General features: G+C 66.4%; 11 protein-coding genes. 3 read left to right on the top strand and 8 right to left on the bottom strand.

Features of this window, described 5'->3' with window-relative positions; all coding sequences use genetic code 11:
* Positions 1-29: 29 nt before the first annotated feature.
* The 3 genes from ACTEI_RS24370 to ACTEI_RS24360 form a co-directional block, all read right to left on the bottom strand.
* A complete protein-coding gene (locus ACTEI_RS24370; protein ID WP_203723732.1) occupies positions 30-1,076 on the bottom strand; it encodes a LacI family DNA-binding transcriptional regulator in 1,047 nt (348 codons plus the stop codon).
* Positions 1,077-1,177: 101 nt separating this feature from the next.
* Positions 1,178-3,646: an alpha/beta hydrolase-fold protein gene (locus ACTEI_RS24365; RefSeq protein WP_164466072.1), complete on the bottom strand. Its 2,469-nt coding sequence runs from the start codon at positions 3,644-3,646 to the stop codon at positions 1,178-1,180.
* Between the two features lie 705 nt (positions 3,647-4,351).
* Positions 4,352-4,768, bottom strand: coding sequence for a hypothetical protein (locus tag ACTEI_RS24360; protein WP_145830924.1), 417 nt, complete (start codon positions 4,766-4,768; stop codon positions 4,352-4,354).
* A 435-nt stretch (positions 4,769-5,203) separates the two neighbouring features.
* Here ACTEI_RS24360 and ACTEI_RS24355 point away from each other — a divergent pair, with 435 nt between their 5' ends.
* Positions 5,204-6,091 carry a CPBP family intramembrane glutamic endopeptidase gene (locus ACTEI_RS24355; protein WP_164466071.1) on the top strand — a complete coding sequence of 296 codons (888 nt, stop codon included), beginning with the start codon at positions 5,204-5,206 and terminating at the stop codon, positions 6,089-6,091.
* Here ACTEI_RS24355 and ACTEI_RS24350 read toward each other — a convergent pair.
* A complete protein-coding gene (locus tag ACTEI_RS24350; protein ID WP_122982374.1) occupies positions 6,039-6,743 on the bottom strand; it encodes a response regulator in 705 nt (234 codons plus the stop codon). The two genes, ACTEI_RS24355 and ACTEI_RS24350, sit on opposite strands and share 53 nt — an antisense overlap.
* Positions 6,743-7,996 (bottom strand): sensor histidine kinase, encoded by a 1,254-nt coding sequence (locus ACTEI_RS24345; protein WP_425321046.1) that lies wholly within the window; start codon positions 7,994-7,996, stop codon positions 6,743-6,745. Before ACTEI_RS24345 ends, ACTEI_RS24350 begins: the two co-directional genes overlap by 1 nt.
* A gap of 1,200 nt (positions 7,997-9,196) precedes the next feature.
* On the opposite strand from ACTEI_RS24345, the gene ACTEI_RS24340 reads away from it, so the two are divergent.
* A complete protein-coding gene (locus ACTEI_RS24340) occupies positions 9,197-9,733 on the top strand; it encodes a hypothetical protein (protein WP_239082514.1) in 537 nt (178 codons plus the stop codon).
* A 586-nt stretch (positions 9,734-10,319) separates the two neighbouring features.
* Here ACTEI_RS24340 and ACTEI_RS24330 read toward each other — a convergent pair.
* The 3 genes from ACTEI_RS24330 to ACTEI_RS24320 all read right to left on the bottom strand — a co-directional run bounded on the left by ACTEI_RS24330 (position 10,320) and on the right by ACTEI_RS24320 (position 12,070).
* The gene (locus ACTEI_RS24330) at positions 10,320-10,754 is read right to left on the bottom strand and encodes a hypothetical protein (protein WP_122979778.1); all 435 of its coding nucleotides are present in this window, start codon (positions 10,752-10,754) and stop codon (positions 10,320-10,322) included.
* Positions 10,751-11,146 carry a site-specific integrase gene (locus ACTEI_RS24325; protein WP_122979777.1) on the bottom strand — a complete coding sequence of 132 codons (396 nt, stop codon included), beginning with the start codon at positions 11,144-11,146 and terminating at the stop codon, positions 10,751-10,753. The genes ACTEI_RS24330 and ACTEI_RS24325 overlap by 4 nt, the downstream gene beginning before the upstream one ends.
* 192 nt (positions 11,147-11,338) lie before the next feature.
* Positions 11,339-12,070 (bottom strand): class I SAM-dependent DNA methyltransferase, encoded by a 732-nt coding sequence (locus tag ACTEI_RS24320; protein WP_122982372.1) that lies wholly within the window; start codon positions 12,068-12,070, stop codon positions 11,339-11,341.
* A gap of 464 nt (positions 12,071-12,534) precedes the next feature.
* Between ACTEI_RS24320 and ACTEI_RS24315 the strand changes: the two genes are divergently transcribed.
* The gene (locus ACTEI_RS24315; protein WP_122979776.1) at positions 12,535-13,059 is read left to right on the top strand and encodes a GNAT family N-acetyltransferase; all 525 of its coding nucleotides are present in this window, start codon (positions 12,535-12,537) and stop codon (positions 13,057-13,059) included.
* Positions 13,060-13,247: the final 188 nt, after the last annotated feature.

Below are 13,247 nucleotides of genomic sequence, written 5' to 3'. Positions count from 1 at the left end.
GTCCGCGCTCCATCCCGATCTCAACGGCCTCAGCGCAGCGTCGACTGCCTCTGAATCAGTTCGAAGCCGACGACTATCCTCCGGGGCGCCGGCTGATTCTCTCGCGGCACGCCGTCGATCTGGAGCTGGATCCGCTCTTCCAACAGGGCGACTGCCCGGTGTGCGATCATGTCGCGTCCGGGGTCGATGGTGCTCAGTGGAGGTCGAGAGTAGTTCGTTTCGTCGATGTTGTCGAAGCCGATCAGCTGGACGTCCTCGGGGACCCGTAGGCCGCGGTCCTGAAAGGCGGCGAGTGCACCCAGCGCGAGTGTGTCGGCAAACGCCACAACGGCGTCGGGCTTGACGCCACTGTCGAGTATGCGAGCGATCGTCGTGGCGCCGGTGGAGTGAAAGTAGTCGGGTACACCGATGATCGCGCGCGGGTCGACGTCCAACCCTCGTGACCGGAGAGCCTCCCGGAAACCCTGGAACCGCAGCGTTCCGCTGCTCGGCGATGGGTCTTGCTTGACTCCCAGGGGAACTACCGTGGTCGCACCTCGGTCCAGGACCTGCTCGGTCGCCGCACGTGCTCCCTCGAGGTTGCTCATCGTGACGTGGTCGAGGTTGCTATCGAACACTCGCTCGCCCAGGAGCACGAGGGGGAAGTCGACGTCGAACAGCGGGAGATCTTTCTGGCCCAGCGCGAGCGGAGAGTACAGCACGCCGTCGAAGCGTGACCGGTAGCTGCCGTCCAGTACCCGCAACTCGCGGTCGCGCTCGGCGTTGGTCTGCTCGATGAACACGGTCAGACCTCGCTGGGACGCCTCTCGCATGACGGCGTCGGCAAGTTCGGCGAAGTACACAACGCGCAGCGACGGCAGTACCAAAGCGATCGCCCCGGTCCGGCCTCGGCTCAGGTTCCGCGCTGACACATTCACGTGGTAGCCCAGCTCACGGATCGCGTCGTCCACCCGCTTGCGGGTTTCCGGACGCACGTACTGATAGCCGTTGAGGATGTTGGACACCGTCTTGATCGACACCCCGGCGAGTCGGGCAACGTCGCGCATCGTCGCCGACCCGTTGGTCTTGCGTGCCACAGCCCCTCCCGCCGCTCGCCGGCTCGTCGACCAGCGTATGAGACCCGACGCAGCGGCCGGCCCGCCCCGATCCGGGGCGGGCCGGCCGTGTGGCCCACGGTTTAGTCGATGGTCAGAGCGATGGCGTGCACCGAGCTGCCCAGGTCGATCTGCAACTCGTAGGCGCCCCGGGCGAGCCCTCCGGTGTCCCAGTCGAAGACGTACTTGCCGGCGCGGTAGCGCGCGGTGTTGTCCGCATTCTTCTGAACGGGTGTGGCCGGGACCCGATCGCCGGCCACACCGTCCGTCGTCCTCGCCAGGTAGAGACGCGGCCGCGCGTCGGTGACCGTCTTGCCGTCCGCGCTGGTCAGGGTAAACGTGACCGGCACGGCGCGTCCGGCCCTGACGACGTCGGAGCCGTCGCCGGCCAGCGGCGGCCGCACTCCGCCGAACCGGTACTCAGGCGTGAAAAGCCGCGGCACGAAGTCGACCAGGTTCGCCGTCCAGATGTCGAAGCCATGCGGTCCGACCCAGGTGCCGGCGTACTCGTACTCGATGCCCTGGGAGGTCAGCCACCGCATCGATTCCTGGGTGAACGAGTACGTGAAGTCGACGTCACCGGAGTACAACCGGGCCAACTTGGTGCTCGCGTTGACCGCCTGGACATCGACGGTGGGGTAGGAGAGCAGGCCGCCCGAGAAGGCACCGATGTAGGCGAACTCGCCCGGGTGGCTGAGCCACGTGCTGAGGGTGTTCATGGCTCCCCACGACAGACCGGCGAGCGCCTGCTCATCCGAATCCGTAGAGATATTGTACTTCGCCGCCGCGGTTGGCATCAGGTGCTGGCTGAGGTCGGTCCAGAAGTCGACGCCGTTCTGGTCCGGCATGACCACGACCATCGGCACCATTGTCCCGTTGAGATAGTGGTTGTCGAGAATCTGCTTGGCCCGCCCGGTCTCGAGCCAGCTGCCGTAGTTCTGGCCCCCGCCGTGGTACAAGTACAGCAGCGGGTAGGCAGCTTCGCGGTCAGGATCGTAGCTGGGCGGCGTCCAGACGTACGCGTAGCGCTCTGCGCCCTGGCCTCCGTTGTAGGTCATCAGCGAGACCGTGCCGCCCTTGCCTTCGGGGACGTCGGCGAGCATCGCGTCGGTCTTGCCCGGCACGAAAAGTTGCGACTCCATCACATGGGTGTTGACGGTGTCGGCCGGGTCCTTCTTGTCGACGCCGTCGACCACGTACCGGTAGTAATAGTAGCCGTCGAGCGGTCCGACAGTGATGCGCCAGCGGCCGTCGGGCTGTTTGGCCATCGGGATCCGGAACCACTGGCCGTTCGGGGCCCAGTTGCCCCAGACCGTGACGTCCTTGGCGTCGGCCCACTGGGTGCCGGTCTCGAACGTGACGATGCCGTGCGGGTCGATGTGCGGGGTCGTGATCGACCCGGCCGCGGGGGGCTGGTACGGCTTGGGCAGCGGGCGGTGTCCCTTGCCGGCACCGTGGCCTGCGCCCTTCTGCCCGAAGAGCCGGGAGGCGAAGTCCCGCAGGTTCTCCCGCCACGCGTCCCAGGTGGCGTCGTCGGGGTTGACGCCGTCGAACTCGTACTTCACTCCGGATTTCTTCAGGTCCACCAGCAGGTCGTAGTTGTCGTTGTAGGACGGGTCGAGCGTGTTGCCGACATATATGCGGAGCAGTCTGGTGCCCTTGTTGATCGCCTTGGCCTCCGCCTTGGTGATCGGGCCGTCGGCGGAGCCGGAGAAGGAGCCGACGTAGCCGAATGCCCCGGCATCGCTGCGGAGGACGCTGATTGCCTGCTCGGCACCGGTGCCGACACCGGCGAGCGCCTGACTGGTGGGCCGAGACGAGATGTTGTAGCCGGCCCGTGCTGCCGGGACGATGGCGTTCAGCAACTCGGCGCGGGGGTCGGCGGAATTGGCGTCAGCCATCACGACCACCATCGGCTTGGCGTCCCTGCCTGCAACCAGGTTGTCGAGGATCTGCTTCGCCCGGCCGAGCTCCAGCCACTCACGAGCGGTCTGGCCCTCGCTGCTCAGCAGGTACAGAACCGGGTACGCCTCGGCCCGGGCGGAGTCGTAGCCGGGCGGCGTCCACACCACGGCGGTGCGGCTCTCTCCCGCCGCTGGGCTTCTGTAGGACAGCTCCTCCACCGTCCCACCCGCAGCGATGTCGTCCATCCATGCGACCGACTCGCCCGGCACGAAGAAGGTGTTCCAGTTCGGCTTCGACGTCACCGCCACCGGAATGCCAGGCTGGCGGAAGGACACCTTCGACCTGTCCTGCATGGTCGCGGTGTACTGGTAGTGGTACAGCCCGGGCTCGAGTGGACCGACGTTCGCGGCGTAGTCCGAGCCACTCGGGTCCAGCGCGAGCGCCGACCAGGTGCCGCTCGGACCGATGTTCGCCTCCAGTTCGAGCGTTGCCGGCGTTCCGCCGACGATGCTGCCAGCCTCCGATTGCGGCACCTTGAAGTAGTGATAGACGTCGTCGTTTGAATGCCATGTGTCAGTCGCGGCAGCCGCCGGGGCGGCCGCGATGACTGACACCGCCAAAGCCGCGGCCGCGACAAGGCTGGTCATTCGGAGGCCTCTGCTGTGTGACATGGCGTCGCTGCTCCTCTCAGAGCGTCAAGACCTCCCGCATTGAAGGCACTCGCCTCACCATCGGGATCGGCCACTGAGGCCTTCCCGGCAGTCCCGACAGGTCCTCATTACATCGGTGCACTTCGATTCGTACACCGGTGTAGAGTGAATGGCAAGAGGCCCCTTCAAGCCCATGACCTCCGTGGTGGACCCTGTACTCGACACCGCTCGGACTTCTCCGACGGCAAAGAGGTCACCCAGGCGATCCATCAGAGCAACGTGATCGATCTCGTCAAAAAGGGCCTTATGCCGGCCTCGAGCACCCACCGGCAATGATGGGCTCCGAGGCGGGTGAACAGCGGGCGGGCGACCATGCGGTAGCCGACATCGGCCTGACCGGGATGCGGGGAGCGCCGAGGCGATGAATTCGGCGTTTCTGGCGGGGGTCGTGCGGTGCTGCTCCCCGAACCGGGTGATCGGTGGGGAGCGGACGGTGTGGTCACTGGCAGCGCTGAACGCCTCGAGGGACGCGCCGAGGCGTTGCGTCAACCGATGCCAGCATCCGTTTCTCGGCACGAGCGGGCGTCAGCCGGCCCTCGGTGGCCGTGACGCTGGGTGGCGAGCGGATCGCGGCATGTGAGTGCTTAACTACGGTCCGTTGACCAGGACTCAAGAAATGCTCGGTCCTCCTCTACGTCGTGCCTATGCCTGAAGCGCGTGCCACTCGCCGAGTTCGCCGGCCCGCCCGGTACGGAGAAAGACTTGCACCAGGGCCCACGCGCGGTGGACATTCATGACGACGTCGCCGGTGAAGCGTGCCAGTTCATCCATGACCGGCACCTGGACGTATGCCTCGTGAGGCACAGTGCCGTCCCCGGCGAGCAGGAAGGACTGTGCGGCCGGGGCAACGACGAACATATGGATCACCGCGTACTCTCCGGGGAAACCGATAGTCAGCTGCGGTGACTCGACGTTCGCAACCTCGACTTCGATGTAGCCACGGATGCGGCGGCGGCGCAGTTGGCGGAAGTGGTTGTCCAACTCCGCCGGGTCAGACCGTACCGGTGTAGGGCGGAAACGGCGCGATCCCAGCTCTGTCGCGGACCAGACGACATCCATCGCCGGAGTGTAGAGGTCCGCGCCTTGACATCACCGTATGCAGGTGGCGGGCGTGTAGCAGCGTGCCGGGCACGGCCAGCCTTCAGGCCGCAGAACATGACAGCCTCGCTGAAGGCGGCGATTTCTTTGCGGCATGATAGTCAAACCGATCTTGGCCACGTGACCCGATTCATTGTTCACCGATCAGGTCTCTGGATCGGCGCGTGAGCCACTGTCCCAGCGTGAGCCTAAAACGGCTCAATGACTCGTTGACTCAGTCCGTGCTCGCGTGACTTCATGCGCGCACTTGAGTCGTTCCTATTCCGTGTCCGCGCGTGATCGGCTCTGCCGACCCTCAGCGGTGTATCGGCGGCCACGTATCGGCGGTCCGCCGACGCCGGGTCGTACGACGGTGGTGCTAGCACCTTGGGGGGAGGCAGCATGCACTGTGCCTCGATGTTCCGATCGCAGGTGGATGGCAGGGGGCGGACGCTCGCCGACACTGGGCGGACCTTACTGAAAGCAGGTCCGCCCGTGTTAGCCAGGCTTTCCGATCGCGCCGCGTCGATCGTCTTCGTCCTGTTGGTTTTGGGGGTCTCGCTGGGGACCGCCGACGTCGCAGGAGGGCTGATCCTGGCCCTGTCTCCGCTGCTCGTGGTATTGGTGATGCTCCTTCTAGTCACCCGCGAGGGCTACACGCGTGACGGCTGGCGTCGGCTCGGGATGGGCCGGCTCGGGCTGCGCTACTGGCCGCTGACGATCGCCACCACCGCAGGCGTCTGCCTGCTCGCGACCGTGGGGGTCGTCGCGTTCGGCTTTGCTCGGTTCGCCGCCCCGCAGCAGCCGTGGCTGGCCGACGTGCTCGCGCTGTGCGCCGCCGGCCCAGTCCTGGCGTTCGCGGAGGAGATCGGCTGGCGCGGCTACCTGCAGCCGAGACTTGCCTTCCTGGGCGAACGGGCGGCAATGCTCACCGTCGGTGTCGTCTGGATCGGCTGGCATCTGCCGTACATCCTGTCCACGCCGAACTACCACAGCGACGGGAACCGGGTCGTGGTACTCACGCTGTTCAGCGGCTCCGTGATCGCGTTCTCGTTCCTGATCGGCCACCTGCGGACCATGTCCGCCAGCGTGTGGCCAGCCGTGCTGGCCCACTTTACGCACAACGCCACATTCGCCGCCCTGACCATCCCGATCGCCACCGAGCAGCCGGTGGTGGTCAACGAATACCTCAGCGGCGACTCGGGGCTGTTCGTGATGCTTGGCACCGCCGCGTGCGCTGCCGCGATCGGTGTCAGCCGGGCGCAAGCGGCCCGTCTGTCACTTCGAGCGTCTGCGCGAGGATGACGGCCTGCACCCGGTCACGAAGCTCCAGCTTGCGCAGCACCGAGCCGATGTGCGTCTTGACGGTCGACTCCGCCACGTGCAGCCGTGCGGCGATCTCTGCGTTGGTCAACCCCAACCCGATCGCCGCGAGAATCTCGCGTTCGCGGGCGGTGAGCCGCGTCAGAGTGGACGGCGCGGCGGTCGGCCGGTCTTCGGTGGACCCGGCCGGCGCCACGAGGACGAACGAGTCGATCAGACGACGGACTAGCCGTGGCGAGACAGGTGACTCGCCGGCCGCCGCGGCCCGGATCGCCGACAGCAGTTCCGCGGGGCCGGCGTCCTTGACCAGATATCCGGACGCGCCCGCCCGTAGCGCGGCAACGAGCAGGTCGTCGGAGTCGAATGTCGTCAACATCACGACTCGCGGCGGATCCGCGGCGGCGAGTAGCCGCCTGGTCGTCTCCACCCCGTCGAGGCCGGGCATCCGTATGTCCATCAGAACGACATCGGCGCGGTGCTCCGGTTGCCGAAGCGCGTCGAGGGCCGCCTGGCCGTCACCGACCGACCCGACCACCCGCAGGTCCGGGGTCGCGCCCAGCAGCATCGCGAAACCGGCACGGACCAAGTCCTGATCGTCGACGAGGAAGACCCGGATCGGCTCTGGCCGGCTCATCATCGCCTCTCCTGGACGGCGACCGGGATGGTGGCCTGCACACCGAATCCGCCGCCCGGACGCGGACCGGCCATCAGAGCACCGTCGAGGGCACGCAGTCGCTCCCGCATCCCATCGAGCCCGTGACCCGGTGCGGCAGCCACCACGCCGACGGCTCGGCCGACGCCGTCGTCGTCGATGCGCACCCGTACGGCCTGCGGTGCCCGCTCGACGGCCACCCGCGCCACGGCCTGGGACCCGGCATGCTTCAGGACATTGGTCAGTGACTCCCGGACCACCCGAAGCACGGCGAAGCGCACTGCGGCGGGCGTGCGTTCGAACACGGCGGGGTCGACGTGGAACTCGACCGGCAGACCGGCGGACCGGACCGCCGCAATGAGTTGCTCCAGGTCGGCGAGGCCCACCGGCGGCCCGGCCGGGTCGTCGGCCGCTTCGGGATCGCGGAGCACGTCGATGACGCCGCGTACCTCGGTCAGCGCGGTCCGCGCGGTCCGCGCGATCGTGGCGAGGGCGGTCCGGGCCTGGTCACGGTCCCACGGCTGCGCATGCTCGGCGGCGTACTCGGCCCCGTCGGCCTGCACGATGACGACGGTGAGCGAGTGGGCGACAATATCGTGGATCTCCCGGGCGGCCGCGACCCGCTCCCGCTGTGCCAGGAACCGCTCGCGCTGCCGGCTGTTCTCCTCCAGCCGCGCATAGGCCTCGCTCAGCGCTCTCATGTTGGTCTCGCGACCCCGAACGACGTTCCCGATCAGCCAGATCAACCCGGTGAACACGGCGAGAAACACGGCGATGACCAGGGCGTTGCGGGTGTAGTCCGGCTCGGTGCTCCATCGGAAGCCGGCTGCGAGGCTGCCGGCCAGCCCTGCGCCGAGCGCACACAATCGGATCGGCAGCGACGGGACGTGCGCGGCGACCGTGTAGATCACAAATGCTTGGGCGATGTTGGCCGGCAGCGGAATAGGTAGCACCACCAGCTGGACCACGAAGATCGCAGCCGACCACACCAGCAGAGCGGCCGGCCATCGGCGTCGCATAACGAGCGGCAGAATAGTCACGGTGCCCACGACAAGTCCGGCGGGCCCGCCGAGCACGCTGGACACGCCGAACACCAGCCACATCACACCGGTGAGAAGGCCATCCACCAGCAGTGGACGCGCCCGCGACCATCGGTCGGCTCGGGCTGCGAGGACCGTACTTGGTTCCACAGCCCTCCCACCGTGTCGGCGCCTCACCGGCCCCAGCCTAGCCATGGTCCGCGACGCGCGATCACACGGATCTGCATAGGCGATCACCATAACCAGCACCACACGCCCGGGACACGCCCGGCGTCATGATGAACTGGCGGCCCGTTATCCGGCGCGTCTGAACACCTTCCAGGCCGAAGCGTCCCGGAACGCTGAGCCCGCGTCTTGGCCGCTCAGAAAATCATTCAAGAACACCTCGCCGAAGGGTGATAATCGGATTACGAGATCTTGAATAGCAGATCAGAAAGCAATTCAAAAAGCGCAAAAGCAGTCCTTTGCCAGCCATGATCGAATTCACTCTTCTCGGCAGATCCGTGAAGTCCATCATGGATCGGCAATCCATCTCGACTACATTCGGTGACTGTGAGTCTGGCGGTGTTCCGCTGATGAGGGAGCAGCGCGGTAGTAAGGAGGCCTTGTTTGGACTGTCTTCCGGCGTTCTTGTGCCCCTGCGCTGCTCCCCACGAGGTGTCTTGCCGAGGTTCTCCGGGGAGCAAGCCTTCCCCGTTCGGCTGGCCCTCGGGCATCGGCCGAGGTGCCGCCGGTGGGGGAGCACCGTGGCGATGAATTCCGCGTTTCTGGCGGGGGTCGTGCGGCGCTGCTCCCAATCCGGGTGATCGGTGGGGAGCAGGCGGGGTGGTTACTGGCAGCGCCGGGCGGCGTCGAACAGCGTTCAGTAGCGTCGGGTGGCATCGTCTGACCAGGCCTGATTTGCGTTGTTCCTGGTCAGTGGCTTGATCGGACTACGTTCACACGGGAGAGCTCCACGAACAGCGCCCAACAGCGCCGAAGAGCATGTGCATGCGGCTCAACGGCATCGAACAGCGTGACCTCTTTACTGCGTTTGCTCCCGTGACCTCTCCTTCGATTCCGGAGTGCTCTCCGCGTGTTCTGTCGAGTGTTCGGGTGCCGGCCGACCACTCCTCGGTTGCGGGAAAGTTCAGTGCGGTCGGTAGATGGTGGTTTGGGCGCTGCGCTGGGGTCCGCGGGACCATCAGACTAGGCCGAGGCCGTTGCTGTGGTGAGCCAGTACGCTGCGGTGAGGGTCAGGGGCTGTCCACCCACGCAATGGGGCCCCTGACCCCGGTAGGTTCGGGTGCCGTATGGCTCCCGGGATCGTACGACCCGCATCAAGCCGTCCGCCGGACTCGCGGCAGATCCGGATAACGGCTGGCGGTCCGGTGGCATGGCACGCCAGGATGAACCGTGATCACTATTCAACGCGTGCGTGTGCGCTGGAGTGCGGCAGCACGTGGAGCGCCGGCGGCGAACGCCCGGCGGGGTCTGTGCAGCCCAGCGGTGCTTCCGCCGTCGATACCAGCCGGTGATGTGGTCATTCACGACGTGCTTGCCGATGAGGCGACCCGGTATGTGCCTCATGACGGGGTAGTCAGTGGTGGCCTGGATCGAGCCCGGGAGCTCGACCTCTCGTTGTCCGTGGAGAGCGGGAGGCTGGTCGTTGACCGGTTACCCGGTTGGGCCGCCTATCCGCGGCAGGGTGGCCCGGCCCGTCTCTTCGCGCTCCAGCCTGGGGAGATCGGCCGGTATCGGGCGAACTTCCGGTTCACCGTCAGCACCTGCGCCTGCAATCCCAGCTGGTACTACGAGGACTGGCTGATGCTCATCGCGAACGGCGAGATGAAGCGTGACGGGTTCGTCTTACACGAGCCTGAGCATCATGTCGACCACCGTGTCCACCTTTACGGCGGATCGAGACGGCCAAGCCGGGGCCACGGCAAGTGATTGCCAGGCTTCGAGCCGGCGCGCACGATCGGCGGCAGAGGAGCGCATGTGATCTTGTCGTCGAGGCCAAGGGGTTTGAAGCCCGTAGGCCTTTCCCGTAATCATGTGCTGGTGAGCTACCAAGGCCCTCCGCTGCGCTCGAACGTGTCGCCCGACGAGATTGAGGCCGCCAAGACCCCGAAGGGCGGTTGGACGAAGGCCACCCTCGCAGCTTGGGGCGTTCCGTGGCCTCCGCCGCCCGGCTGGAAAGACGAATTGATCCGATGCCGGCAGGCTTCCCGTCCGTGACTGAGGCCCTCGCCCCGCCAAATCAGGCGTCGAAGGACGCGCGTCGCGGCACGAGAGTGCGGCTCGCAATGTTCAGCCCGGGTCCGGCTGCGCCTATCCAGGATGCCGCTCGAGCATCACGCGTACGACCGCCCCGTGAGTCGCCTCCTACTACAACCGGTTCGGCCTACGGCCTGGGGCGCCCCGGTGCGCCTGTTGTCGGGACCGGGCGATTCTTGCATGCCGCCGGTCAAGCCGAGAGGTAGTTCTACTGTTCATGGCCGCGCGGTCGGCGGCAGATCCGGACGCTATTCGGCGGCTACGCCTGGTCGAGAAGGTGGCGCGAGGGGCTGTAGTCGACCTTCGTGTCGGCATAGACGCCCAGTGTGTTGTCCTTTAGGCACCGGAGGCCGAGGCTGACCCATCGCACCTCACCATCGTCGAATAGTGCATAGCCCACCGCGGCGGTGAACTCCTCACTGCCGCACGGGCACGCGCACGAGTCGTGCTCCTCCTCGTTCCAGTGTTCGCCGCTGTCGCCGATGAAGGCTGCGGCGCCGCAGGACAGGCATACCCGCCGCGTCGCTTCGTCCCCGTCGATGTTGATGCGGAAAGCGGTACCGTCGCACTCGCCACATCGAGACTCCGTCACAGTGTTGACCGGATAACCGCCGGCCTTGAAGTGGCGGATATACTCGGCAAGATCGGCGAAGTTGTCTCCCCGCCAAAGCTGCCCGGACCTATCGAGTGTCACACCGCCACATCTTGCCTGGTCCCAACCGCCGAAGCTATCCGCTCATCGGCACGATCGCGCGTGGGTTCATGACTACGTCCCGCAGGCCATGAAGGGTCGATGACGCAGCCGCGGTAGAAGCCGATCACGACCGACAGCCGCCGGGACACCGTCGAGGGCTGGTAACAACGGACATCTTGTAGCCAGCGCACGTAGCGCTCGATGTCCACCCGTGTTGCTTGCAGCGGGTCCAGTGGCTGGTCAGCCGACCAGTGCAGGAAGAGCTTGAGGTCGGAGCCGGTGTGCATCCGCGATTGACCGCGGTACCGGCCGAGGTACGCGGCGACTGCGGCTGCCAATAGTCGTGGGTCGGAAATGGCCGGGCTGGGCTGTAACGCAGTTGAGGTAGTCATACCGCTCGCTTCGACCGGCCGGCGCTGGCCCTCATAGTCCGGGACCGTCCATGATGCGAGACGCCTACCCTGTTCAGGTCCCGGGCAGTGGTGCACCTTCGGGCGGTTCTCTCCCCGCGATGACCGCTGCTCGGCACCTGATCGTCTCTTACGGCCATCACCCTCGCGGCGGCAGATCCGGGCGTCGAGGGATCACGCCGGCTTGCGCCATGTGGAGACGTGGCTCTCGGAGTCGCTCGTGAAGGGCCCGCCGTTCCAATCAGCGACACGTTGCTCAAGATGCATCCCGGCGAGCTGTGCCATCAGGTCGCATTCGGCCGGCCAGATGTAGCGGAAATTGCTGTCCCAATAGGTCACTGTGCCATCGGGGTGCCGTCGGTAGTGATGCGACGTGCCTTGTTGAGTGGCCATGTCGTAGGTGTCGAAGCCGACGTGGTGCCGGCCGACGTGGTAGGGCACTGCCGCCTGCCCGGGCGGAAAACGCCGGATGCCGGGCACCCACAACTCGATGACGAACCGTCCGCCCGGCGCGAGGTGACGGGCAGCGTTGCGGAAGCAGGCAACCTGCTCAGCCTGGGTGCGCAGGTTTCCGATGCTGTTCCAGACCAGGTATACGAGCGAAAACTGGCCGGGCATCGTGCTGGTCGCCATGTCGCCGACCACAACGGGGATGTCTGCCCGTTTCTTGTGTAGCTGGTCGACCATCGGCTGCGAAAGCTCGATGCCGGATACCGACACGCCACGTTCCACCAGAGGTATAGCCACCCGCCCGGTACCGATCGCGAATTCCAGTGCGGGACCGTTGCCCGCCAGGTCAGCGAGAGAATCAACCGCAGGATCGAGCACTTCGGGTGCGAACATGAAGGCGGACGTCTCGTCGTAACGCTCAGCCGTCTCGGCATCCCAGAGGTCGCTGCTTGTCATTCGAGCAGCCTGGGCCATGGCGGCCAGCACTAGCCACCGATTTCTCGGCGAAGCCCTCAACTCGGCGGATCCGCGCATTCGTAGGGTCCGCTGTCGGTCTGGCCTACGGTGACGCAGCGTCATCCGGTGAGAATGGGGCGCATCCGGCACCTATCGATGCTCGTTGTGGCGGTCGTGACGGACAGGCCGGAAGCGAGCGATGTGTCAGCGGGGTTCCGCGAGCACCTCCCGACCCGCTGCGTCACCGAGGTCGGCTGCGGCCCGTGCCGATGGACGAGCCCGATGCGTGTTGCGACCGAAGCGGAGCGTGCTGTCCGCGGCATAGAGTCCCGCGCGCAGCCGTTCCCGGCACGTCAGCCTCGAGCGTCACGGCTACGGCGCCGAGTGGAGAATTCTCGGGTTGTGCGGCGTCGGCGTAGAAAAATGTCGCGCATCCTGTCGGGGAGTACGGATACTGTCCGCGGATGATCAAGTTGGTCAAGCCGACGACCCGCCTGCACGCCTCCTGGCTTGCGTCCCGTGACGACTGGGGCAGGGGTGTCCATCAGGACGGCGCCGGACTGCGCCCCGGCGACGAGGTGGACTCCGTGCCCGGTTTCGCGGCCTGGGTCCAGCGGCTGCACCGGCAGGAGGATCCGGCAGTCCCCGTCGAGGAAGGCTGGGTGCACTGCACCTATCGATGGGTGGTCGAGGACGACAGGGTGCTCGGCGCGGTCGCGCTGCGACACGAATTGAACGACTTCCTGCTCAACGCCGGTGGCCACATCGGGTACGGCATCCGGCCCACGGCGCGGCGGCGTGGTCTGGCGTCCTGGGCGCTCGGCGAGATGCTGGGCGAGGCGCGCGGTATCGGGCTGCGTCGTGTTCTGCTCACCTGCAACGTCGAGAACGTGGCTTCAGCACGCACCATCGAAGGTCACGGCGGGACGCTCGACGACATCCGGGACACCGAGCTGGGAAAGCTGAAGCGTTACTGGATCAGCCTATGAGCGCCGTAGTCAACCCGTCAGCTATCTGACATCGGTGGTAGCGGTCCGGTGCGCTGGTACCGCTTCGGCTGCGCGTGCCGCCGCGTCCCGGACCTGTTGACGTTCGTTGTCGTGGCCATGACCGGTCGGGCGGAAGCGATACCGACGGCCCGCCCGTAGTCATCGATCCAGGTCAACGACAACGCTGG

The sequence above is a fragment of the Actinoplanes teichomyceticus ATCC 31121 genome, from assembly GCF_003711105.1.
Lineage (GTDB): Bacteria > Actinomycetota > Actinomycetes > Mycobacteriales > Micromonosporaceae > Actinoplanes > Actinoplanes teichomyceticus.
The sequence above is the reverse complement of the archived record's forward strand: the minus strand, read 5'-3'. Positions and strand labels throughout refer to the sequence as shown.

Coding starts and splice junctions, on each gene's coding strand:
- ACTEI_RS24365 (WP_164466072.1), bottom strand. CDS start 3,646: ATGACCAGCCTTGTCGCGGCCGCGGCTTTGGCGGTGTCAGTCATCGCG.
- ACTEI_RS24360 (WP_145830924.1), bottom strand. CDS start 4,768: ATGGATGTCGTCTGGTCCGCGACAGAGCTGGGATCGCGCCGTTTCCGC.
- ACTEI_RS24355 (WP_164466071.1), top strand. CDS start 5,204: ATGTTCCGATCGCAGGTGGATGGCAGGGGGCGGACGCTCGCCGACACT.
- ACTEI_RS24350 (WP_122982374.1), bottom strand. CDS start 6,743: ATGAGCCGGCCAGAGCCGATCCGGGTCTTCCTCGTCGACGATCAGGAC.
- ACTEI_RS24345 (WP_425321046.1), bottom strand. CDS start 7,996: ATGGCTAGGCTGGGGCCGGTGAGGCGCCGACACGGTGGGAGGGCTGTG.
- ACTEI_RS24325 (WP_122979777.1), bottom strand. CDS start 11,146: ATGACTACCTCAACTGCGTTACAGCCCAGCCCGGCCATTTCCGACCCA.
- ACTEI_RS24320 (WP_122982372.1), bottom strand. CDS start 12,070: ATGACAAGCAGCGACCTCTGGGATGCCGAGACGGCTGAGCGTTACGAC.
- ACTEI_RS24315 (WP_122979776.1), top strand. CDS start 12,535: ATGATCAAGTTGGTCAAGCCGACGACCCGCCTGCACGCCTCCTGGCTT.